This window comes from Psychrobacillus sp. NPDC096623 (genome assembly GCF_044762655.1).
Lineage (GTDB): Bacteria > Bacillota > Bacilli > Bacillales_A > Planococcaceae > Psychrobacillus.
On the sequence record NZ_JBIWER010000002.1, the window covers coordinates 549,917 to 572,306 of the forward strand.

A 22,390-nucleotide genomic window follows, 5' to 3' on the forward strand; every position below is an offset into this window, starting at 1 on the left:
AAAGATGATTATTGAAAAAATTGTTGGACATATTGATGAGTTAGATTCAGATATTGTTGCTCATATTCATAAAGAAAAAGTGTTCCTTGAAAGCAGTGATTTAGTCAAACGAATTCAACGCGTCAAAACAGATCATGGCCGTGAAATCGGACTACGTTTAAGCGAATCCCGCGATTTGAATGCAGGCGATATACTTTACATGGATGAAAAAAATATCATTTTAATTGAGGTATATCCTGATGATGTGATTGTTATTAAGCCGAGGAACTTGAATGAGATGGGAACAATTGCGCATCAGCTCGGAAATAGGCATTTGCCAGCACAATTTGAAGAGGATAAGATGCTTGTTCAATATGATTATCTTGTGGAAGAACTACTTGGGGAGCTTGGTCTCCCGTATGTACGTGAAAAACGGAAAGTGAAGAAGGCATTCCGGCATATTGGACATAGTCATGGATAACTATTTGCTGTCATTATTTCAGTTGTGTGATTCCAACTTGCCAACAGGGGCGTTTAGTCATTCATTTGGATTGGAAACTTATATACAGGAAAATAAAGTACATGATAAAGACAGTTTTTCAGAATGGCTGCAAATGTATGTATTAGGGCAGCTCGTCTATACTGACGGGCTAGCCTGTCGTCTTGCTTTTGAAGCGCTTGAACAAAGTGATGTCCAATCGATCTGGAGACTTGACCGGAAAATAACGGTGCAAGCTCTTCCAAGAGAAACGCGAGAAGGAACACATAAAATTGGAGAACGCATGTTGACTATTGGAAATGATTTGTATCCATCTCCCTTACTAACTTTGTATAAAGAAAAAACAGTAAATGGAGAAGCATTTGGTCATCCTGCGATTGTCTTTACAATTATTGCTCACCAGTTAAAAATCCCATTGAATGTCATTTTATCCACCTATCTCTATTCGTCTATATCGAGTCTTACCCAAAATGCAGTGCGTGGTATACCACTCGGTCAGACAGCCGGGCAGTTTATATTACGTGATATTCAACAATGGATTACAAAAGCGGTTGAACAAATAAGAACGATGGACATCGCCGATTTTGGCGCAGTGCCCCCTGGATTAGAAATTTCTCAGATGAAACATGAACGGGTACTAATCCGTATTTTCATGTCATAGAAAGAAAGGAAGTGCTTTTAAATGGAACCGATTAAAATTGGTGTAGGTGGCCCAGTTGGTGCCGGTAAGACAATGCTTGTCGAAAAATTAACACGTCATATGAAGGATGATATTAGCATGGCTGCTATTACGAATGATATTTACACGAAGGAAGATGCTAAGTACTTAATAAATAATGGTGTTTTGGCTAATGACCGAATTATTGGTGTTGAAACTGGCGGCTGTCCTCACACAGCGATTCGTGAGGATACGTCAATGAATAGTGCGGCGATTGAAGAGTTGAAAAAACGCCACACTGACTTGGACTTAATCTTTGTGGAGAGCGGTGGTGATAATTTGGCAGCTACATTCAGCCCTGAACTTGTTGACTTTTCCATCTATATTATCGACGTAGCCCAGGGAGAGAAAATTCCGCGTAAAGGCGGACAAGGTATGATAAAATCAGATCTTTTCATCATAAATAAAATCGATCTTGCTCCATATGTGCATGCGAATTTGGATGTTATGGCCGCTGATACTAGAGTGTTCCGAGGCGAAAAGCCATTTGTGTTCACGAACTTGCAGGACAATACTGGTCTTGATAAAGTCATCGGCTGGATTAAACAAAACGCTTTACTCTCCGGGTTAAGTTAAGATGGACAGATGGACAGGCGTGTTGCGTCTGAACATGGAGAAAAAAAGGGATAAGACGGTAACCAAACAAGTGTATTTCCAAGGTGCATTTAAAATACTACGTCCCCATTATCTTGATAATAGCGGACAAGCATGTTATTTTCTCATAAACCCCGGGGGCGGTTATTTAGATGGCGACCGTTACCGAATGGAAATTACACTTGAGGAACATGCTGAACTGATACTGACGACACAGTCTGCTACGAAAGTGTATAGAACACCGTATACACCAGTCCTACAAGAGAGTGAAATCGTCTTGAAAAAAGGCAGTATACTTGAATACATTCCTGATCCGCTTATCGCCTATCGTAATGCCAAGTTTAAGCAAAATACGATTATTCGGATGGAACGTGGAGCTACTCTTTTTTACAGTGACATTTTAACACCTGGCTGGTCTCCGGACGGAGAATGGTTCCGATATGATTTACTTCAATTGAAAAATGAAATTTATTTAGATGAAGAATTGGTTTTATTTGATCATATAAAACTCCAACCCATTGAAGCAGGTGTGAATGGAATCGGTTATATGGAAGGATATACTCATCTGGGTTCGATGATTGTGATGAGTGATAAAGTAAATGAGGATGTTCTTCAACGATTGTATAATGTAATTGAAATAGACTTAGACGAGTGCAAAGTAGGACTGTCTCTCTTGACAGAGGGTGGCTTTACAGTGCGTATACTCGCTCATTCTACACAAAAAATTGAAGAACTTATAGCTAAATGCAGCACGTTCCTTCGGAAAGAATGGTATGACCGACAACCAGTAACCTTACGAAAATATTAATCAGGTAAAATTTTGATGGACCAAAATGTTAGTGGGATCAAAGCTTGGCTGTAAAATGGGTTAGGTACGATAGTAGGGATGCTACTTTTACAACTTGGTTCGATATTCCATTCGTGTATAGTTCTACAAAAAAAGAAATGATTTCTCTGTTTACGTTTATCTTTTCATCATCAGTGTTTTGCTTGGCTTGTGTTTTGGAAAAAAATATAAATGATTTAAACATTTACAATTTAATTATAGCGGGCGTAATCCTTCGTGGATCAACGCTCTTTTTGATGAATTTTTTAAATAAACGGGTGCTGTTGTGAATTTAGAGCTGATTATACAGCTCTTTTTTCTTGTTGTTTAGGAAAAATATAAAATTCTAGATCCGCGAATAAAGGCATAGAGTGTTTTTACTGCAATTCTTCCAATCGGTATCAAGGCAAACATTGACGCTTGCGCATTTGTTTTTAACTTAACAGCGTTTTAGTTTAATAAAATTAAAGGAATATCGTTCAACATAATTGAATTAGTGTTATACACATTAATTGACTGGGGGTATAATATGAAGTTTTATACATTTAGAAAAGAGAATGGGAAGATGATCACGAAGTTTAATTCAAATTTTATTATTTCTCGTATTATTCAAACAGATAAAGCTACTAATATAGGATGTATGTACTTGGAAGAAAACGGCATTGTAGGATACCACCAAGCAGTAGTACCTCAACTTTTAGTAGTAATAAATGGAGAAGGTTATGTTCGCAATGATAAAGAAGAATATTTTAAAGTTCTGCCTGGAGATGCTGTATTTTGGGAAAAAGATGAATGGCATGAAACAAAATCAGATAAGGGATTAACTGCTATTGTAATTGAAAGTGTTGAGTTAAATCCTTTTTTATTTCTGCCATTAAAGGAATAGAAGATAATGAAAAAGCACAACGGTTTTATGAAAATCAAGGGTTTGAAATCATAAATAGAGGACATGAAAATGAAGGGAATTTACCAGATATTCAATATGAATGGATATCCAAGTAAATGATGTTACTTGGGATTTTAGTCGTAAAAGAGGTAGCACTATAAAAATCTTGTGTTAAATAGGTAACTCTTTTTGTTACTGAAATAAGGCAGAAGGATACTTTAAGAAGGATTTTTTTCACTTCTTGGTGAAATGTTAAGTGTTGGTCAAATAGTTTAAAGGAGGAAGATGTAATGAATCGAACCGAGTTATTCTTAAGTATGCTTGACACAACGTTCGACAAGGAGAGTTGGTATGCGCCGTTAAAACCTGCAATTGATGGACTCACCGCAGAAGAGGCTTTGTGGAGACCTGAAGGAGAGGCAGCAAATACAATTTGGGAAAATGTTAATCATCTCATATACTATAAAGAGAGACTAACAGCAAATTTACAAGGCCATGAATGGACTCAAAATCTTGATGGTGATGAAACCTTCTCCCTGACGGAACAATTAAATGACAATGAGAAATGGTCAGAAATCGTTAAACGTGTAGAAATGGTTCAACACAGTTTAAGAGAAGCAATAAGTAAAACGACAAATGAAGATTTTGAACAAAGTAATTTAGAAGAAAAGCTATATAATATAATACTTCACGATGCATATCATACCGGTCAAATTATTCAAATTAGGAAGATGCAAGGTTCATGGCCGTCACATCGTTAATAAGTGGAAGCAAGGCTTGTGAGATGTGGTATTTAAAGGAAGGTTGTTGAATAAGCGTCACTTTTCTTCTTCTACTAACAGGTGCTCTAGTAAAAGATCATGGGTTGCTTAGGCAGCTCTTTTTTCTTATTGAACTAAAGAATGCAGGTTAGTTGAAGAAGGAATTATATCCCTAAATGTAGAACTAATAATAATAAAAGTTAATAGAATGTAGGTGATTTTGTGAGTAATATCATTAATTACTATAATAAGTTTGATGAGTGGGGACGACTTGAAAGAGAACCTATTGAATTCCAAGTAAATTGGCACTATATAAAAAAATATATTCCTTTAACTGGAACAGTTCTAGATAATGGTGCGGGACCGGGAAAATATTCTATAAAACTCGCTAGTGAGGGCTATAATGTAACACTGACTGATTTAACACCCAGACTTGTTGAAATTGCTAAAAATAAGGCACAGGAGCTTGATTTAGAAGAGTACTTTAATGGTTTTTTTGTTGCTGATGCTAGAGAACTTAATATGATTACAGATGAACAGTACGACGCTTCTTTAATGCTTGGTCCTATGTATCATTTACAAGAAGAAACCGACCGTATTAAAGCTATACAGGAGTTATATAGAGTGACAAAGAAGAATGGAATCGTATTTGTTGCGTTCATGCCTAGAATCAGACATATATTGACTTCTCTTTTACATCCTGAAAATTGGAAACCAAATAATGATATAGAAAACATCGAACGATTTTCCGAAACAGGTTGTTTTAATCATCAGGATGAAGGACGTTTTACAGGTGCCTATTACTTTAATATTGATGAAATAAAACCATTTATGGAAGAGCAAGGATTTGAAAGTTTAGAATTAATAGGATCAAATGTAGGGGCTATTTTAAATGAGGAAAATTGGAACTATTGGAGGGACAAAGGAGAAAAGGAAGTTGAGAAAATCATAAAAATGCTTATTGAAAAAGCAGATGACCCTTATATCTTAGCGATTTCCTCTCACTTACTTTATATTGGAATAAAAAAGGGAAAATGATAGGTTTCTTTTTTAACTCCTATGAAAATTAAAAAATTCTCGAAATCTATAAAATTGCATAACAAAAGAGACTCAGCTTTTTTTTTTTAAAGGCTGAGTCTTTAGATTGTGTCTATAGAGCTGAAAGATAAATCAAGAACCAATCCCATTCACCTTAAAAAAAAGGCTAGACTGGTGCAATAAACAGAGTAGGATTTCCCATGAGTGCTACTCGTATAGAGTGCGACAGTCTGTGATGCACTGGTGTCGTTGAAGTCATACTAACACTTGGGCTCTATGGCACCATAGTTCATCAACCTTCTTCGCCAGCAACATTTTTCTATACCCGTTCTGATACAATTTTCTTCCTCGGTGATGCAGTTTTTTTTGCTGCATGTATGGCTAACGGGTGCTTTACTTCTAGATGGAGTAAAGTCTTTTTACTTACTTGTGCTAACACGACATTATACTTGAATTAGAAAGTGTTAATTGATTAAGCAGTAAGTGAACTAAAAAGCAAAGGAGAATTTTATGTACAGTGTATTATACATATATCCAGTTTTGATAAAGAAAAAGGAAAGGTTTATAGAAACTAATAAAAAAGCATCGCTTATTTACAAGGAATATGGTGCTATTGAAGATGATACTTACCAAAGCACTAGTATTGATGCTATGTATGGGTGTCGAGGGATGGAGTCTTCGGTTGATCTGCATGAAAATGAAACTTTGATGTGCTCAGTTTCTACATTTAATAATAAACATCATCACGATCTAGTTATGGGGAAAGTTGACTCTGATAAGCGAATTGAAGAATTATATAATGAAATGATTAATGTTATTGATATTAGCCGAGTCGTTCGTGGTGAATTTGAAAAGGTTTAATTAGAAAATAGTTACTTATCTTATTTCATATGGGTGCTTTAGAAGAACAAGGCTGTCAGAAGACAGCCTTGTTCTTATTCAACTAAAGGTGCAGGTTAGTTTAGAAAAAGTTATAAAGGGGGGGGGGTATTAAAAGGATTATTGTCAACTTAATAGAATTATTGACTAATGGTCTATTTCTACTCACGCGGCAGGATTGTTGAAGAAGAAAGGGGGAGTTTCTTATAGAATTAAAAGTAAATAAAAATTATATTTGGGTATATTTCATAATATTTTATGCTCTTTGGTGTATCAGAGAATTATGGTTAGTTCAATATTTAGATTTGATGGAACCCGTTCCAAGAGCTATAACATCAGCCACAATTAAAATAGTTATTTGGGTCATTCCTGTTATTTTACTAGTTAAAATTATGGAAAAAAGTAAACCAATTTCCTATCTACAGTTACATCCTAACTTTAGAAAAGGTCTAGCATGGACAGGTTGGGTATCCTTAGCCTTGATATTCTATTTTGTAATAAATCTTATCGTTTTAAAAAATAATATTGATTTTCAAATAGGATTTAACGGATGGCTTAATACTATTCTATTGGTTGGTATAACTGAGGAAATTGTTTTTAGAGGTTTTTTATTAAGAAAACTTATGGATTCTTTTAGATTCTGGATAGCAAATACAATTACAGCTTTACTCTTTGTATCGATTCATTTTCCTATTTGGTTTTATAAAGGTCTTTTTGAATTCGCTTATATTCTAAGTTCCATATTAACAGTTTTTGTATTGGGTATTATATTTGGGTTTGTATATAAGAAAAGTAATTCTCTTTGGTCAGTAATTATTATTCATTCTTTGTATAATTTGTTAGTGCTACTCTTCTCCTAACGGGTGCTTTAGTTCAAGAAGGAGTAAAGCTTTTTTCTAATTGAATTAAAGCGGCAGTTTAGTTGAAGAAGGAAAAAATAAATTCTTGTTGAATAATACAGCATATAAATATAAAGAAGGTGAAACTAATGGAACTTAGATTGGAAAAAGCAGTTGAAAACGATGCACAAGCTATTTTTGATATTCAGGTTAAAGCCTTTATGCCTTTGTTGAATAAGTATGAGGATTACGAAACAAACCCAGCAAATGAAACTATCGAAAGAGTAATATCTAGAATAAATCTACATAATGGTAGTTTCTATAAGATATTAGCTCACAATACCCTTGTTGGAGCCATCTGTGTTTTTTGGAGAGAAGAAGTACAGTTTTGGATCAGTCCGATGTTTATTTTGCCTGATCACCAAGGAAAAGGGATAGCTCAGAAGGCTATTAATGTTATTGAAGGTATGTTCCCTCAAGCAACCACGTGGGAATTAGCTACAATATTAGAGGAAGAGCGAAATTGTTATTTATACGAAAAAATGGGGTATAGCAAAACAGGAATTAGCAAGAAATTAAACGATAACGCAACCCTTATATTTTATAAAAAGGTATGTTAAAACATAAAATAGCTTGTTAAGCTAACGAGTGCTTTAGAAGAACAAGACCAGCTTTTAGATGGACTATTTATTTACCAAAATGTCAAGTAGAACTCAGAAATCTATTATGAAATGTTACACTTAAACTAATGCAGCAAGATAGTGGAAGAATATATGTTGACTCTAGTTAGAGATACTTAACAATATAGTTGCATGAAATTGTATTGAAAAAGGATGGTAGTCATAAAAAAGCATTGAAAGAAACCTCCTAAGATAAAATTCAGTATGTAAGGAGCATTGAATTTGAAATTCAATATTATTAATCGTGACAATTGGTATCGAAAAGAATACTTTGAACACTACTTACAGCAACAGACAACATTCAGTATAACTAATGAAATTAATATTACTAATCTGATAATGAACTTAAAGAAAAAAAATTATAAGTTATATCCTGCGTTTATTTTTATGGTTACAAATATAGTTAATTCACACAGAGAATTTAGAACTAGTTTTAACTCAGAAGGTAATTTAGGTTATTGGACAGAGGTTTGCCCTACTTATACAATTTTTGATAAGAAAACACACACATTTTCTGCCATCTGGTCACCAAACGTAGCTAATTTTTCTGAGTTTCATTCTAAATATGAAGAGGAGGTAGAAAAATACACTGGTACAGGTAGTTTATTTCCAAAAACCCCTATACCAGATAATAATATTCCGATATCAATGATTCCTTGGAGTTCTTTTTCAGGATTTAATTTAAATATTAATAATGGTAGAGATTTTCTTTTACCAATAATAACTGGAGGGAAATATTCACAAGCAAATGATGAATTATTCCTTCCTGTCTCTTTACAAATTCATCATGCTGTTTGTGATGGCTATCACGCTAGTGTTTTTATGAATGACTTGCAAAGACTTGCTGATGAAAGTGCGGACTGGGTCTAACTGGTCATTGGAGGATAATAAAAAGGGAACTGTGTGTTACAGTTCCTTTTTTAATAGGAATACTAAATTTTGTGAATAAATGTACATAATCAACGGGTGCTTTAGTGAAATGTTGAGCTGATAAAATAGCTCACTTTTCTTATTCAACTAAAGCAGCAGTTTAGTTTAACAAGGATTAGCGGCAACCAATCTAGAATCCTCAAAAGGAGAAGTAGATAGGAGTAAATTAAACTTAGTTTATGGAGAGAGGTAAGAAAATTTGAAGAGAAAATATGGACTGTTATCTTTTATTTTAGCGATAGTTGGGATTTTGCTATTTTACTCGAGTTCACGAGGAAATAATGGAATTTTCAACCCTTATTTCTTCATAGGGCTTGCTTCTTGGATAACAGGTTTTGTGTTAGGCGTTAACGGAGTCAAGACCAAAGAAAGTGGTTCCTTAAAATATGTTGGAATGGGAATAATTTCGCTTTTTACTATAGGCTATGGATTGTTAATAGTCATAATTGGTATTCGCGGGTTTGGAGCATAAAAAGCATTATTGTACTGAGCATCAGTCTTAACGGGTGAAGTTTTTGTACCATTACGCTATACCCTACTTTGGTGGTTCTTTTTCTTTTTGAACTAAGGGTCCAGTTTAGTTGAAGAAGAACTAAGAGGATTATCTTATGTACTTATTGAATATTTTCATGTGTAGGAGGAAGAAATGAAATATTGTATAAGATTAGCGAGTGAAAGTGACTTAGATGATTTATGCGGTATCAGAAATAATAAAGACTTATTTATTTGCTATTTCCAACAGTATGAAAAGAACGAAGTATATCTAGTAATCGCTGAACTAAATAAAATTATATTAGGTTTTGGTGTTCTTAAATTAAAGGGAAAGTTATTTCCCAAATTAAGTGACCTTTATGTAAATGAAACTTATCGGGGCAATGGTGTTGGTTCGAATTTAATAAAATATCGAGAAAAAATTGCAAGAGATTTAGGCTATACTGACCTCTTCGTTAGTGTTGACCCTATAGAAAATTCAAAGATGATAAAACTAATTACAAAACTTGGTTACAAGGAAGTTTCAGAACCATATTTAAAATCTGCTGTTTTCTATAACGAAGATGGCACTACATATGATAAAACTTATACAAGAATAGACTTAAAAAAAGTATTGAATTAACGCAGCAGATAGTTTAAGAAAGGAAGAGATTGTTATAAAAGTACATCCTACAGAATTTCATATTCGCAATTTAAGTTATATTATAAGGTCAGCAAAAGAGAATGATGCCATTAAATTGTCTAAAGTACGATTGCAAATAGATGGTGAAACAGAGAATATGGATAGAGAAAGAGGTGAGGCATATATTGATGAAGTAGGTTTTAAACAACTAATTAGAGAAGATACAGAAAGTGCCTATAATCTTTTTTTAGTTTCCGAAGCAAATGGAAGGATTGTTGGCTTCTCTAGGTGTGAAGGCAATCAGTTGAAAAGAATGTCTCATAAAGTAGAGTTTGGTGTTTGTGTACTAAAGGATTACTGGGGATATAGCATGGGTACTAACTTGTTAAACGAAACAATTAGATGGGCTGATACAAATGAAATTAAGAAAATTACCTTGAATGTACTTGAAACCAACAAAAAAGCCATAAAACTCTATAAACACTATGGTTTTGAAGAAGAAGGGGTATTAAAAAAGGATAAGCTACTATCAGATGGAAATTATTATAATACTGTAATAATGGGAAGGTTTAATGAATAATTACAGCTTCTAATTAGTTCTCATTATTCAATTAACGGGTGCTTTACTTCAAGTAGGAGTAAAGCTTTTTTCTTATTGTACTAAATTGGCAGGTAAGTTCAATTAGCATTTCCAATTTTTATGGTGATTTAGATGTTTGCAACCTCCTATTAGGTAATAAATTTTTTATGGCACGTAAATCAAATAGACTCAGAATAACATCTGAGCCTTTCTTTCTTTCTTTCTTTTATTTTTTCCCCAATAGGGCCATTGAAGCTTTAAATATAAGGACAAGAGAGAAAATTACAATAGCTAAAATACCTATTAAGTTGGTTATTGGCTCTAATCCTGCTAAGAAAGTATCTGCTAAGGGAACCTTTAATAATGCAAATCCAGCTATTATACTAGCTAACATCAAAAATAAAAACCGGTCCATTCAGTTAAGCCTCCTCTCATTACATTATATGAAAAGTAAAAGGAAAGTTGAACCAATTGAAGCACTTAAGGGGATGTTGGTTTTTACTTTAGGTAATTTGGATCAAAGTGATGAATTTGAGAAGTGAAGAAATTTTTTATTGATTGAATAGGGCGCCCTTTAAAATCAATATTAATCTTTAAAATCTTGTTTTAAAACTAAAGAATCTGTACTAATTCTGAGTGTAGAACCCGTTGTGCAGTAATGAGAACACTAGAAGCTGTTCGACCGTAAACACTATATAATCCACCGTTTTGATTTGGAACAATCTCGACTTCATATTGAGGGGATGCGCCAATATTAAGTGTTACAAAAGTAGAAGCATTAGCACTTGCGGTAAAGTTAGCTGAGTTAATTAATTGTCTTGTCCCATTGAGCCTAAATACTCTAACCACTCCGGTAAGTGGACCTCCAGTACGATTGAGGATTTTCACTCGAACGTTTGTTGCATTAGCTGGTTGGTTCCCAAAGTTTTCAATGGGTCCAGTTGTAAAGGGCATATAAAATACACCTCCTCGCATTAAAATCTTATAATCTGCAGATTATTTAATCATTATATTCACTAATCTATTAATCATCTGAACAAGATTAATTAAAAAACATATTGTTTAGTTTAAAATAATTCAAATTGATACCTAAGGTTGGTCACCGAATATCCTTAGTTAATCCAATTTTTTAAATCAAATTATTGAAAAATGGATTCAGGAAGGTGATTTGCAACCAGATTTGATAACAATAAAGTTAAATATGTTTATATGGTCTAACTGGTCATTACTTAAATGAGTAAATCATAAATGTAAAGAAACCTTTACATTTATGATTTTTTTAATTTTACTGTAGATTTTTTATTAGAACTGCTCGAAAATATGACTCAGGATGTCTATTTAATAGTAAAAGTTTCGTCACTGGAAAGTGAATGTGGTACAATTTTTTTAGAACAACAGGACTGTGAGTTGAGGAATGATGGAAAATCATAAATATGCAGTTGTCGATATTGAAACAACAGGCCACTCATCGACGAATGGTGACCGTATTATTCAGCTTGCAATTGTATTTATTGAAAATAACAAAATAGTAAACACATACACCACTTTTATAAACCCAGAAAAGCCTATACCATTATTTATACAGGATTTGACTAATATAGCAGATAGAGATGTTCAACATGCACCGATATTTGAAGACATTGGCCAGGAAGTGTTGGATAAACTACAGGATTATATTTTTGTTGCACATAATATTCACTTCGACCTACCGTTTCTTCAAAAGGAATTGAAGCGAGTAGGACTTCCAAAATTAGTATGTAAAACAATGGATACGGTAGAATTCACAAAGTTAATGTTTCCGAACCTATATAGCTACAAGCTTCAGGATATTGCAGGTGAGTTAGAAATCGGTTTAGAATCTGCCCATAGAGCGGATGATGATGCCCTAGCTACAGCTCATTTATTGTTAAAATGTATGGAACAATTAACGAAGCTACCACTTAAAACAATTGAGTTATTACATAAGCGATCTTTTCATTTAAAATCTAATTTATCGATTCTATTTTTCGAAGTACTTGTTCGCAAAAGAGGAGAGTTATCTCCAGAAAAATTTCTAACTTTCCGCGGTATTCCGGTAAAGGAAACAGCGAAAGAGATACTGTCTGAAACCGAATTAGTTTCTTTTCCCCAAACTAAGGAGATGAAAATAGAATTATTTAGCAAGAACATTCCAAACTTTGAAGAGCGTGAAGGACAATTTGAATTAATGGATCAAATTCAAGCTGCCTTAGCTAACAAATCTGAAATAGTTTGTGAAGCCGAAACTGGAATAGGTAAAACATTAGGATACCTATTGCCAGCTGTGCTCTATTCATTCAAAATGAAAAAACCGGTTATAATTAGTACATATACCACTCATTTGATAGATCAATTAGTGGGTGAGGAAATTCCAAAGATAAACGCTATTTTAGAAACTAATGTAAAGGTTGCAACATTAAAAGGAATGCATCATTATATTGATCTATTCAGCTTTTGGCAGCAGGTAAAACTTGAGGATGAGTCGTACGATGAAACGTTTACGATTATGCAAATTTTAGTATGGCTGACCTTGACAGAGGATGGAGATCTCACCGAGCTCAATGTCTCTGGAGGTGGTCAATTATTTGTCGATAAAATTAGACGGGGAAGTTTGTCCAATATTAAAGAGGTAGGAGAAAATGATTTCTATGAAAGAGCTCTCCGTAAAAGTAATAATTGCCATATTTTAGTTACGAATCACGCTATGGTTATGAACGATCAAGAAAGAAAACAACCCTTACTGACATCTGGTTGTGCAATGGTTGTAGATGAAGCTCATCAAATGATTCATGCTAGTATGTCTCGTGGTGAACGTATTTTTTCTTATACTAATTGGAAATATGTGTTAGGTCAATTTGGGACACTTGATACCGAGCAGTTATTACAAAAGTTGGAGCTTCTACAAGTACCTTTGTCGATACAAATTCAATTAGAAAAGCAATATGTCGAAACAATTGAGAAGTTTGATCGAGCTATATCGTATGTCATTGATGCTTTCCTTCAAAAAAGTAACAGAAATGGGAAGAGTACAAAAAAGATGATGGCATTGGAAGACCTCGACCTAGAACATACCATTTTCCGTTCCGTTGCTAATTCTATTCAGGTCTTTATCTTCTCAACTAAGTCTATGATTGACTCATACAGTAAACACGTGGAAGAAGAAAAGCTACAATCATTTATCAATGAATGGCAATATTGGATAAGAGAATTAGCTATTAAAGTAAGTGAATGGGATGAGATTTTCTTACAAAATAGAGGAACAGAGGCGAGATGGCTTGAAATGGATACAAGAAGTATTCCTGGTAGCCTCACGGTTATAAAACGCCCATTAAATTATCAAGAGGATATAAAGAATGCATTAATGCCTCATAGAGAATTGGGAGCGGTTATTTGGACATCTGGCACAATAACTGTACCTTCCAATAGAAATTTCATCACCTCTCAGTTGGGCTTAGGTTCAGATATCCCTATCTATCAGTATAAAGCTGCTAGTGATTATTATAATGGGGCAGAGCTGCTAATCGTGGAAAATATGCCGGATATTAAACAGGTATCACAGAGCGATTATATAGAAGCGGTTGCAGAAGCTGTCGTACAAACTGTGCTAGTATCGGAAGGGCGATGTTTCGTTTTATTCACCTCCCAAGATATGCTTCGAAAAACAGTGGAATTAATTCAGGATACGAATTTATTGGATGATTATATGCTTTTCGCACAAGGAATGACTTCAGGTAGTAGAATGCGATTATTAAAATCGTTTCAGCGGTTTTCCAAATCAGTTCTATTTGGTACAAATAGTTTTTGGGAGGGGGTAGACGTACCAGGTGATGCACTTTCGGTGATTATTATGGTCCGTTTGCCGTTCTCTTCTCCAGATGATCCGCTATTCAAGAAAAGAGCAGATTTGATAACGAAAAATGGTCAAAATCCATTTTCCTCGTATTCCTTACCAGAAGCGGTTCTGCGTTTTAGACAAGGATTTGGTCGTCTCATCCGCTCATCCGCAGATAAGGGAGTATTCATCGTTTTAGATAGAAGAATTGAGACAAAGTCATATGGAAGAGACTTTTTACAGGCTATTCCTAATATTCCTGTTAAGAAAGTATCATTAGAAAATATGGTCTTAGAGCTAGAAAATTGGTATACTAATGAAGGATGATTTTAGAAAGCGGGTAGTATTATGGAAAATAAAATTGAAACACTATCGACTGTTGTAGTCGACTACCAATCAGACTTATATAAAATAGTTGATGTATTAAATCGGACTTTAAAAGAGAAGGATTTAATGTTTGGACTAGCTTTAGATAAGCAGGATGAAAATAAAGCGGTTTTCACCATTTATAGGACGTAAAAGATGGTACTAAAAAGATGGTTATTGTTTATTGTTATTTTTGCATTTAGTTTAACTTTAGTATTAAGCTTATTAATTTATTTTCAAGCAAAAAGTCCATTTTCAGATGCAGCGGATCAAGCACAAACATATGCGTTGGAAAAAAAATTGCTTGCTCACGTTGAAAAGACCTATGTATACAACAATAACTCCACTTTTCTCACAGTAGTTGGAACGACTGCAAAAGGCGAGAAAAAAGCATATTTTTTACCAGAAAAGCAGTCCGATGAAAAGATTATGGAAGTAAGCTTAGATGAAGGTATATCGGAGCAGCAAGCTATAGACTTAGCAATGAAGGATATTAAAGACGGTAAGTTATTACATGCTAAACTAGGTGTAGAAGAGATAGGACCAGTGTGGGAAATAACATATGTGAATTCGCAAGACAACCTCAATTATGTATATTTGTTATTTGATAATGGGGAATGGTGGAAGCGAATTTCGAATTTATAGTCAAAACTTTTGGAGGGTATTATGAAAAAAATCATGATTAAAGATATGGCCAACCATGTTGGAGAAACAATAAAAATGGGTGCTTGGCTTGCCAATAAACGTTCAAGTGGTAAAATTGCTTTTTTACAATTACGTGATGGCTCTGGTTTCGTGCAAGGTGTAGTAGTAAAGGAAGAGGTTGGAGAAGAGATTTTCCAAACTGCAAAAGGCTTAACTCAGGAAACTTCTATGTATGTCATTGGTGAAGTGATCAAAGACGAACGTTCTTCTTTTGGATATGAGCTTCAAGTAAAAGAAATTGAGGTAATCCATGCTGCAGTCGATTTTCCTATAACTCCTAAGGAGCATGGGACAGAATTTCTAATGGACAACCGTCATTTATGGTTACGTTCTAGAAAGCAGCATGCTATTATGAAAATTCGTAATGAAATTATTCGTGCTACATATGAATTCTTTAATGAAAATGGTTTTGTAAAAATGGATCCACCTATTTTAACGGGTTCGTCACCAGAAGGAACCTCTGAATTGTTCCATACTAAATACTTTGACGAGGATGCATATCTTTCTCAATCAGGTCAATTATATATGGAAGCAGCAGCAATGGCACTTGGAAAGGTATTTTCTTTCGGGCCAACATTCCGTGCAGAAAAATCTAAAACACGTCGCCACTTAATCGAATTCTGGATGATTGAACCGGAAATGGCTTTTGTTGAATTTGAAGAAAGCTTAGAAGTGCAGGAACAGTATGTTTCATTTATAGCTCAAGCAGTATTGAAAAACTGTACATTAGAATTAGAACGCCTTGGACGTGATACTTCGAAATTAGAAAATATCCAAGCACCTTTCCCACGTATTTCATATGATGATGCTATTAAGTTTTTACATGAAAAAGGTTTCGATGACATTGAGTGGGGAGACGACTTTGGTTCACCTCATGAAACAGCCATCGCTGAAAGCTATGAGAAACCAGTGTTTATAACACACTATCCAGTAGGTATTAAGCCATTTTACATGCAACCACATCCAGAGCGTGACGACGTAGTTTTATGTGCTGATTTAATCGCTCCAGAAGGTTACGGAGAGGTAATTGGCGGTTCTGAGCGTATTCATGATTATGAACTGATGAAGCAACGTATTGCAGAACATAACTTAGATGAATCTGCGTATGCTTGGTACTTAGAGTTAAGCAAACAAGGTGCTGTACCTCATTCTGGTTTTGGTCTAGGATTAGAGCGAACTGTAGCGTGGTTTAGTGGAGCAGAGCATGTCCGTGAATCTATTCCGTTCCCACGTTTGTTAAATCGTTTATATCCATAAAAATAAATAAACAAATAAATAGGAATTATATAGAGAGAAAGGAGTACGAGTATGCAAAAGCGAGATCGTCTCCGTATTTGGACTGAGCAGGGAAATGTAACTATTTCCCAGCTTTTTTTTAGTCACTATAAAGCGATTAATATAAGAGATGAAGAAGCGATTCTTTTATTACATTTAATCGCCTATGGAGAAGCAGGAAACCATTTCCCTACCCCACAAAACTTAGTAGAACGTACTCATTTTAGTGAAAACAAAGTGGTAACTATTTTGCAACGTCTTATGCAGAAGGGGTTAATACAAATAGAGCAGCATTTAGATCAAAATGGGATACATTATGAATACTATTCCTTCCATCTGTTATGGGAGCTATTAGTTGATTATATGGAACAGCAACAAAATAATGTAAAAGATCTTCTTAGCAAAGAGGAGGAAGGGGATATATATAAATTATTCGAGCAAGAATTTGGTCGATTATTATCCCCAATGGAATGTGAAACTATTGGTATGTGGTTTGACCAGGACGAACATTCTGCAGCACTAATACGCTTGGCTTTAAAGGAAGCGGTACTTTCACAAAAGCTAAGTCTCCGATATATAGATCGAATTTTATTTGATTGGAAAAAGAAAAATATTAAAACGGTGGAAGCGGCTGAAAATCAATCTGCACAATTTAGACAGCATATTCCTGCGCCAAAAACAGCAGAGCAGCCATCTTCAAGTTTGAAAGTGCCGTTTTATAACTGGTTAGAAGAAAGAGAGTAGGTGTAAATTTTGCTTACAAAAGCTGAGTGGTACTACTGTTTGGATGAAATGGAGCAAATGTTCCCAGATGCCCATTGTGAGTTAGTGCACGATAACCCTTTCGAATTGTTAGTGGCAACGTTATTATCGGCACAATGTACAGACGTTTTAGTGAATAAAGTGACAAAAGACTTATTTCAAAAATATAAAAAACCTGAGGATTACTTAGCTGTATCCATAGAGGAATTACAGACGGATATTCGTTCCATAGGATTATTCCGAAATAAGGCTAAAAATATCCAAGCTTTAAGTAAACAGCTAATAGAGTTATATAATGGTGAAGTTCCACCTGATCGCGATTTACTAACTACTTTTCCGGGAGTTGGGCGCAAAACCGCAAATGTAGTTGTTTCGGTCGCATTCGATATTCCAGCGATTGCAGTAGACACGCATGTGGAAAGAGTCTCTAAACGTTTAGGACTTTGCAGGTGGAAAGATTCTGTATTACAGGTTGAAGAGACATTAATGAAAAAAACACCAATAGAGTTATGGTCCAAAACACATCATCAATTAATCTTTTTCGGTAGATATCACTGTAAAGCGCAAAATCCTAATTGTCCAGAATGCCCTCTACTCTCGGTTTGTAGAGAAGGAAAGAAGAGGATGAATAAAATTGTTCCACAGTAATGAGCATTATTTCTACGAATGGGAAATAATTCGTGAAGAGCTTATGGGATTAAGTAGAACAAAGGACATGAAGAAGGTAGAGCTGATGAGAAAGGGTATAGAACTAATAGTTTCTATTCTTGATGAACTAGTGGAAGCAGCACCACTTAACTATAAAGAACGCATTAGTTTTATAGAATCTAACCTAGAAAGACATGTTGCGATTGTTCAACTTGATGAGCTTTTTAAAGAAACAAAGAAAAAAATTGCACGCTTACGAGCACAACATAGAAATTGAAAGAATAAGTAATGCTTAAGATTTCCGTTTCAGGTGGGATACAAAGGCTTAGAGCGCAACCTCTCAAAGGTAACGCAATCTAAGTACGCCCCGTCCTGCAGCAAAGATTGCATAACCTACATCCTGTGGATCAGGGCTCGTTTGTGACCTACATCCAGTTGGCCCCCGGGGGTGAGCGATGAGTTATCACATCTTTCTCACTCATCCCACCGGAGTCCCCACCTGTAACGAAGATCCAATGAGCGAGTACACATATTCCCTAAGATAATAAGATTAATCAAATTGTTTATAAAAAATAACTTGTAATAATCACTTTTGAAAAAGGAAACTTAAATTTGAGTTTTTATCTCTCATAGTAGCTGAAAAATCTCGCATAATCATTATATTACGAAAAAAAGTAGCAGGTCTTGACTTAAGTCAAGATCTGCTACTTTACTATTGTTTGTTATGGATTCGTACCAGATTCTCCTCCGGTAGTGCCACCAGTACCACCAGTACCGCCAGTGCCACCAGTACCGCCAGTACCGCCAGTACCACCAGTACCACCAGTACCACCAGTACCGCCAGTGCCACCAGTACCGCCAGTACCGCCAGTACCACCAGTACCACCAGTACCACCAGTACCGTCTGTTTCACCGGTACCATCTGGTGGAGTTTCTGTGGAGCCATCGTCAGGATTTTCCGTTCCATCCCCTGAATCTGTTCCGTCTCCATTATTGCCATTACCGTTTCCGTTACCATTGTTCGACCCATCAGGATTTTCCGTGTCTGTTTCATCCGGATTTTCTAAATCTTCTTCGACTACAGCATCTAACGTTAATGTTATGGAGACACTGTCACTTCGAATATCGTCTGAAACTGCTGTTACACTGAAGACATATGTGCTTCCTGGTATTAGACTTTGGACGATCAATCCTTGTTGGTTTGTTGTTTGAATTACTTCAGTTGGTCCGTTATCTATCTGCACAGCGACTTCGAATTGAACCTCCGATTCCAGATCTTTCTGTTCAAAATCCCATGCTAATGTTGCAGTTGAAGTTATTTCATCATAATCTACAGTTAGATTGGAAGGAGCATTCAATTCTAGTTGTTCGTATTCCTCTGAAACTGTTGTAGGCTCCGTGCCTCTCACAAATAACTCCGTCAATTTCAGTTCAGCTGGTGTGTATTCGCTTGCCAATTTCAGTGGATTTGAGCCTTTTTCGATCGTTGCTTCAACAACAGAATTCGGCTTACTGAATTTTTTATTCGCTCCATCAGCAGAAATGTTAGCCATAACTTCTCGGAAAATATTTTGAGGTAGATTTCGCTCCTCATTTGTAGTCATAGGTGTCTTCATATCAGGATATCCAGACCAGACGGAAACAGAGTAATCTGTCGTATAGCCAGCAAACCAAACATCAGGGAAGGCGCTGCTAGGAAGATCCCATTTTTCCATATTATCACTGCTATAGTTGGATGTTCCGGATTTACCTGCAATATCTAAACCACTGACTGCAGCACGCTTTCCTGTACCTTTTGTCAGTACATCACGTAATACATCCGTAATCATATAAGCCGTAGAATCCTTCATTACTTCTTTTGCTTTTGGTTTATAATTTTTTTCTGTTTTTCCATCACGATAAACGATTTTGTTTATGGAAAATGGTTCTGTATGGACCCCACTATTTCCAAAAGCAGCATAAGCTCCGGCCAGTTGAATAGGGGACATAGATTTCTTTGTACCACCGATAGCACTACTTTCATATATCTCTCCAAGATCAATTCCAAATCGACTAATAAATTCCTCGGCTTTATCTGGCCCTACTTCTTGGAGTGTTTTAACCGCTGGAACATTTCGTGAATTATATAACGCTTCTCTAAATGTCATAGCACCTCTATATTTTCTATCAAAGTTACGAACTACTTGTTCGGTGCCGGTATACGTAATTTCTTCATCGACAATTGTTTGTCCAGTAGACCAACCTAAATATTCTACTGCTGGAGCATAGTCGATTAACGGCTTGATCGTAGAGCCAAGTGAGCGTGTAGTCATATCTTGAGCAAAGTTGAAGCCCCGATCTGCCCCGTAATTTCTGCCGCCACCAACAGCTGCAATTGCCCCTGTTTTTGTATCAATAACTGCTACAGCCGACTGAATTTTCTCGGTAGGGAACATATCAGAATTTAATGTTTGTTCTACTTGTTTTTGAGCGTTTGGCTGTAATGTAGTGTGGATAGTAATTCCTTCAGAAATAGCATCTCCGTCACCGTTTGCTTCTAATTCATTTAATACAATATCGATGAATGCGTCATATTTAGAATCTTGTTTGGCCACTCGTTGATCTTCCGGTAATAATGCTTCAGCGATAGGAACAGCCTGAGCTGCTTTCATTTCTTCTTCTGTAATTTTGCCGTGCAAGTTCATCAAATGTAACACGACGTTTCTACGTTTCTGTGTAAGCTCTGGATTCTTGAATGGATTATATGCATTTGGACGTTGTGACATACCCGCCAGTACCGCGTATTGGTCCAAAGTAAGGTCCTTTAAATCTTTGCCATAGAAATGCTGAGCTGCTGTACCATAGCCGTATATTCTACCAGACATAAGTACCTTATTAAAATACATTTCAAAGATTTCTTCTTTCTCAAATTTTCTTTCTAATTGAATGGAAAGATAGGCTTCCTGTGCTTTACGTTTTAAAGTTTTTTCGTTCGTAAGGAAGGAATTTTTTATGACCTGTTGTGTAATGGTACTTGCGCCTTGATCTCCAAAACCATTTGTGATGTTAGCGAGTACTGCTTTTCCTAGACGTAATACATCTACTCCAAAGTGATCATAGAAACGAGCATCTTCGGTTGCAATGATAGCATCTTCCATTTGCTTTGGAATATCTTCATAAGGAACATATTCCCTGCTTTCGGCACCAACCGTAGCGAAAAGTTCACCATTGGCATCTAACAGTTTTGGACTAATAGGATCTTTTAGCGAAGTTTCATCAAGTTCTGGTGCAGTGCTTGCATAGTATGCGAATAATGATCCTCCAGCTATAAGTCCAACGACACCAATTATTACAATCGTTAATAATATTCGTTTAATCCATAGTTTTGCTGGTTTTTTAGGCTGTTTCTTTTTTTCTAGTTGTTTTCTTCGTTGTTCACGAGTCATTTTTTGCTCACTCATAAACGTCTCCTCACTTTCACTTTATACGTTCAAGTCATTGACTACTTTTAAATAGTCAATTCTTGGTGCATATTTTGGAATAATCTCTATTGCATGGGATTCCATTTCGGATAATGTAATAGACTTTCTTCCTCCTGTTAGCATTCTATCCCAAAATAACGATAATTGTTCAAAGGGCAAATAAAAATAACGATCTAATGATGAAAAACGGATAAGGAGAAATGTAATTCCTAGTTGGTTGGAAACCTTTCTCATATGTTCAACTTGATGAAGATGAACATTTTTTAAAGGAAATGCTGTTCTATTTTCCGTTTCTTTCGCTTCAAAGTCAATATATTTACCTTGATATACTCCATTAAAGTCAGTTGTAGAAGGGGTCCGATAATATGCTTCTTTAATAACGGCACTGCTTCTAGAAGGGTAGTCTACTTTGACGACTTGGATAGGTATAGGTTTTTTATGAATAACAGCTATATCCCGAGCGATATAAAACTCATTTGCATCATTTATTTCATCCTCTAACGTCTTACCCCTATTACTGAAAGAGTAATCCTTTTTTAATGATGTTTTTGTTTTTTTTACTGGAACATACGCTTTACCATTTGGATAATGAATAGCCAAAATAATCACCTCTTTATGCTATTAGTTTATCACAAGTACATTAGACGAGCAGATAATAAAGAAGGTTTCATCTCACCAATTGTCGAGTTCGCACTAGTTTTGTCTATTATAAAGATGCTTTGTCAAACAGGAAGGGGAGAAACTAAAATAAGCGAATATACCTCTAAAAAGGAGGAATAGTTTATGAACAAAATTGAAAGACTTATAGATCAGTTAGAGCTTCTCGAGTTTTTATTGGAAAATCGGTTAAATGATGAGCAGGATAAATTTGAAGAGGACTTTAGCAAAAACTCCTTTCGACTACTTGGAAGGCTAGAGAAAATTGAAAATAAGCTTTAAAGAATGTACGTTCGCTTAGTGCTGGTAATATAAGTGAGAATTTGCTAATATAGAACTAGAA

At 35.4% G+C, this 22,390-nt stretch carries 26 protein-coding genes; 23 read left to right on the forward strand and 3 right to left on the reverse strand.

The window, feature by feature from the left end; all coding sequences use genetic code 11:
* The first annotated feature begins 4 nt into the window (after positions 1-4).
* From ureE to ACIQX2_RS07545, 15 genes are all read left to right on the forward strand, one after another.
* Positions 5-460: an urease accessory protein UreE gene (ureE, locus tag ACIQX2_RS07475; protein ID WP_402848090.1), complete on the forward strand. Its 456-nt coding sequence runs from the start codon at positions 5-7 to the stop codon at positions 458-460.
* On the forward strand, positions 453-1,139 hold the full coding sequence (locus ACIQX2_RS07480) for an urease accessory protein UreF (protein WP_402849140.1): 687 nt from the start codon (positions 453-455) through the stop codon (positions 1,137-1,139). Before ureE ends, ACIQX2_RS07480 begins: the two co-directional genes overlap by 8 nt.
* Before the next feature lie 21 nt (positions 1,140-1,160).
* Positions 1,161-1,772, forward strand: a complete 612-nt coding sequence (gene ureG / locus ACIQX2_RS07485) for an urease accessory protein UreG (RefSeq protein WP_402848092.1) — start codon at positions 1,161-1,163, stop codon at positions 1,770-1,772.
* Position 1,773: 1 nt separating this feature from the next.
* A complete protein-coding gene (locus ACIQX2_RS07490) occupies positions 1,774-2,598 on the forward strand; it encodes an urease accessory protein UreD (protein ID WP_402848094.1) in 825 nt (274 codons plus the stop codon).
* 547 nt (positions 2,599-3,145) lie between these two features.
* The gene (locus ACIQX2_RS07495) at positions 3,146-3,502 is read left to right on the forward strand and encodes a cupin domain-containing protein (RefSeq protein ID WP_402848096.1); all 357 of its coding nucleotides are present in this window, start codon (positions 3,146-3,148) and stop codon (positions 3,500-3,502) included.
* A 290-nt stretch (positions 3,503-3,792) separates the two neighbouring features.
* Positions 3,793-4,263: a DinB family protein gene (locus ACIQX2_RS07500; RefSeq protein ID WP_402848098.1), complete on the forward strand. Its 471-nt coding sequence runs from the start codon at positions 3,793-3,795 to the stop codon at positions 4,261-4,263.
* A 222-nt stretch (positions 4,264-4,485) separates the two neighbouring features.
* On the forward strand, positions 4,486-5,301 hold the full coding sequence (locus ACIQX2_RS07505) for a class I SAM-dependent methyltransferase (protein ID WP_402848100.1): 816 nt from the start codon (positions 4,486-4,488) through the stop codon (positions 5,299-5,301).
* A 510-nt stretch (positions 5,302-5,811) separates the two neighbouring features.
* Positions 5,812-6,162 carry a DUF1428 family protein gene (locus tag ACIQX2_RS07510; RefSeq protein ID WP_402848102.1) on the forward strand — a complete coding sequence of 117 codons (351 nt, stop codon included), beginning with the start codon at positions 5,812-5,814 and terminating at the stop codon, positions 6,160-6,162.
* 326 nt (positions 6,163-6,488) lie between these two features.
* Entirely contained in the window at positions 6,489-7,040 is a 552-nt protein-coding gene (locus ACIQX2_RS07515; protein WP_402848104.1) for a CPBP family intramembrane glutamic endopeptidase, read from the forward strand.
* Between the two features lie 128 nt (positions 7,041-7,168).
* Positions 7,169-7,639, forward strand: a complete 471-nt coding sequence (locus ACIQX2_RS07520; RefSeq protein WP_402848106.1) for a GNAT family N-acetyltransferase — start codon at positions 7,169-7,171, stop codon at positions 7,637-7,639.
* Positions 7,640-7,921: 282 nt separating this feature from the next.
* Positions 7,922-8,569, forward strand: coding sequence for a type A chloramphenicol O-acetyltransferase (gene catA / locus ACIQX2_RS07525; RefSeq protein WP_402848108.1), 648 nt, complete (start codon positions 7,922-7,924; stop codon positions 8,567-8,569).
* A gap of 259 nt (positions 8,570-8,828) precedes the next feature.
* On the forward strand, positions 8,829-9,101 hold the full coding sequence (locus tag ACIQX2_RS07530) for a hypothetical protein (RefSeq protein ID WP_402848110.1): 273 nt from the start codon (positions 8,829-8,831) through the stop codon (positions 9,099-9,101).
* A gap of 174 nt (positions 9,102-9,275) precedes the next feature.
* Entirely contained in the window at positions 9,276-9,743 is a 468-nt protein-coding gene (locus tag ACIQX2_RS07535) for a GNAT family N-acetyltransferase (protein ID WP_402848112.1), read from the forward strand.
* A 34-nt stretch (positions 9,744-9,777) separates the two neighbouring features.
* On the forward strand, positions 9,778-10,323 hold the full coding sequence (locus ACIQX2_RS07540; RefSeq protein WP_402849144.1) for a GNAT family N-acetyltransferase: 546 nt from the start codon (positions 9,778-9,780) through the stop codon (positions 10,321-10,323).
* 167 nt (positions 10,324-10,490) lie between these two features.
* Entirely contained in the window at positions 10,491-10,865 is a 375-nt protein-coding gene (locus tag ACIQX2_RS07545) for a hypothetical protein (protein ID WP_402848114.1), read from the forward strand.
* 70 nt (positions 10,866-10,935) lie between these two features.
* On the opposite strand, the gene ACIQX2_RS07550 is transcribed toward ACIQX2_RS07545, so the two are convergent.
* On the reverse strand, positions 10,936-11,277 hold the full coding sequence (locus tag ACIQX2_RS07550; RefSeq protein WP_402848116.1) for an ATPase: 342 nt from the start codon (positions 11,275-11,277) through the stop codon (positions 10,936-10,938).
* A 463-nt stretch (positions 11,278-11,740) separates the two neighbouring features.
* On the opposite strand from ACIQX2_RS07550, the gene dinG reads away from it, so the two are divergent.
* From dinG to ACIQX2_RS07585, 7 genes are read left to right on the forward strand one after another with little or no spacing between them, the layout of a single operon-like run.
* The gene (dinG, locus tag ACIQX2_RS07555) at positions 11,741-14,500 is read left to right on the forward strand and encodes an ATP-dependent DNA helicase DinG (RefSeq protein WP_402848118.1); all 2,760 of its coding nucleotides are present in this window, start codon (positions 11,741-11,743) and stop codon (positions 14,498-14,500) included.
* A 21-nt stretch (positions 14,501-14,521) separates the two neighbouring features.
* Positions 14,522-14,692 (forward strand): YpmA family protein, encoded by a 171-nt coding sequence (locus ACIQX2_RS07560; protein WP_241598831.1) that lies wholly within the window; start codon positions 14,522-14,524, stop codon positions 14,690-14,692.
* Between the two features lie 3 nt (positions 14,693-14,695).
* Entirely contained in the window at positions 14,696-15,184 is a 489-nt protein-coding gene (locus tag ACIQX2_RS07565) for a cell wall elongation regulator TseB-like domain-containing protein (RefSeq protein ID WP_402848121.1), read from the forward strand.
* A 21-nt stretch (positions 15,185-15,205) separates the two neighbouring features.
* Positions 15,206-16,501 (forward strand): asparagine--tRNA ligase, encoded by a 1,296-nt coding sequence (gene asnS, locus ACIQX2_RS07570; RefSeq protein WP_402848123.1) that lies wholly within the window; start codon positions 15,206-15,208, stop codon positions 16,499-16,501.
* A 51-nt stretch (positions 16,502-16,552) separates the two neighbouring features.
* Positions 16,553-17,263, forward strand: a complete 711-nt coding sequence (locus ACIQX2_RS07575) for a DnaD domain-containing protein (RefSeq protein WP_402848125.1) — start codon at positions 16,553-16,555, stop codon at positions 17,261-17,263.
* Between the two features lie 9 nt (positions 17,264-17,272).
* Positions 17,273-17,929, forward strand: coding sequence for an endonuclease III (gene nth / locus ACIQX2_RS07580; RefSeq protein WP_402848127.1), 657 nt, complete (start codon positions 17,273-17,275; stop codon positions 17,927-17,929).
* Positions 17,916-18,206: a YpoC family protein gene (locus ACIQX2_RS07585; protein ID WP_402848129.1), complete on the forward strand. Its 291-nt coding sequence runs from the start codon at positions 17,916-17,918 to the stop codon at positions 18,204-18,206. The genes nth and ACIQX2_RS07585 overlap by 14 nt, the downstream gene beginning before the upstream one ends.
* Positions 18,207-18,651: 445 nt before the next feature.
* Here the strand turns inward: ACIQX2_RS07585 and ACIQX2_RS07590 are convergent, their stop codons facing one another.
* Positions 18,652-21,369 (reverse strand): PBP1A family penicillin-binding protein, encoded by a 2,718-nt coding sequence (locus ACIQX2_RS07590; RefSeq protein WP_402848131.1) that lies wholly within the window; start codon positions 21,367-21,369, stop codon positions 18,652-18,654.
* Between the two features lie 21 nt (positions 21,370-21,390).
* A complete protein-coding gene (recU, locus tag ACIQX2_RS07595) occupies positions 21,391-21,990 on the reverse strand; it encodes a Holliday junction resolvase RecU (protein WP_402848133.1) in 600 nt (199 codons plus the stop codon).
* A gap of 183 nt (positions 21,991-22,173) precedes the next feature.
* Between recU and ACIQX2_RS07600 the strand changes: the two genes are divergently transcribed.
* Positions 22,174-22,329 (forward strand): hypothetical protein, encoded by a 156-nt coding sequence (locus ACIQX2_RS07600; RefSeq protein ID WP_402848135.1) that lies wholly within the window; start codon positions 22,174-22,176, stop codon positions 22,327-22,329.
* The last annotated feature ends 61 nt before the right edge of the window (positions 22,330-22,390 follow it).

Coding starts and splice junctions, on each gene's coding strand:
- ACIQX2_RS07590 (WP_402848131.1), bottom strand. CDS start 21,369: ATGAGTGAGCAAAAAATGACTCGTGAACAACGAAGAAAACAACTAGAA.
- ACIQX2_RS07480 (WP_402849140.1), top strand. CDS start 453: ATGGATAACTATTTGCTGTCATTATTTCAGTTGTGTGATTCCAACTTG.
- ACIQX2_RS07520 (WP_402848106.1), top strand. CDS start 7,169: ATGGAACTTAGATTGGAAAAAGCAGTTGAAAACGATGCACAAGCTATT.
- ACIQX2_RS07500 (WP_402848098.1), top strand. CDS start 3,793: ATGAATCGAACCGAGTTATTCTTAAGTATGCTTGACACAACGTTCGAC.
- asnS (WP_402848123.1), top strand. CDS start 15,206: ATGAAAAAAATCATGATTAAAGATATGGCCAACCATGTTGGAGAAACA.
- ACIQX2_RS07510 (WP_402848102.1), top strand. CDS start 5,812: ATGTACAGTGTATTATACATATATCCAGTTTTGATAAAGAAAAAGGAA.
- ACIQX2_RS07490 (WP_402848094.1), top strand. CDS start 1,774: ATGGACAGATGGACAGGCGTGTTGCGTCTGAACATGGAGAAAAAAAGG.
- ACIQX2_RS07545 (WP_402848114.1), top strand. CDS start 10,491: ATGGCACGTAAATCAAATAGACTCAGAATAACATCTGAGCCTTTCTTT.
- ACIQX2_RS07565 (WP_402848121.1), top strand. CDS start 14,696: ATGGTACTAAAAAGATGGTTATTGTTTATTGTTATTTTTGCATTTAGT.
- ACIQX2_RS07515 (WP_402848104.1), top strand. CDS start 6,489: ATGGAACCCGTTCCAAGAGCTATAACATCAGCCACAATTAAAATAGTT.
- ACIQX2_RS07495 (WP_402848096.1), top strand. CDS start 3,146: ATGAAGTTTTATACATTTAGAAAAGAGAATGGGAAGATGATCACGAAG.
- ureE (WP_402848090.1), top strand. CDS start 5: ATGATTATTGAAAAAATTGTTGGACATATTGATGAGTTAGATTCAGAT.
- dinG (WP_402848118.1), top strand. CDS start 11,741: ATGGAAAATCATAAATATGCAGTTGTCGATATTGAAACAACAGGCCAC.
- ACIQX2_RS07560 (WP_241598831.1), top strand. CDS start 14,522: ATGGAAAATAAAATTGAAACACTATCGACTGTTGTAGTCGACTACCAA.
- ACIQX2_RS07600 (WP_402848135.1), top strand. CDS start 22,174: ATGAACAAAATTGAAAGACTTATAGATCAGTTAGAGCTTCTCGAGTTT.
- ACIQX2_RS07575 (WP_402848125.1), top strand. CDS start 16,553: ATGCAAAAGCGAGATCGTCTCCGTATTTGGACTGAGCAGGGAAATGTA.
- ureG (WP_402848092.1), top strand. CDS start 1,161: ATGGAACCGATTAAAATTGGTGTAGGTGGCCCAGTTGGTGCCGGTAAG.
- ACIQX2_RS07550 (WP_402848116.1), bottom strand. CDS start 11,277: ATGCCCTTTACAACTGGACCCATTGAAAACTTTGGGAACCAACCAGCT.
- ACIQX2_RS07535 (WP_402848112.1), top strand. CDS start 9,276: ATGAAATATTGTATAAGATTAGCGAGTGAAAGTGACTTAGATGATTTA.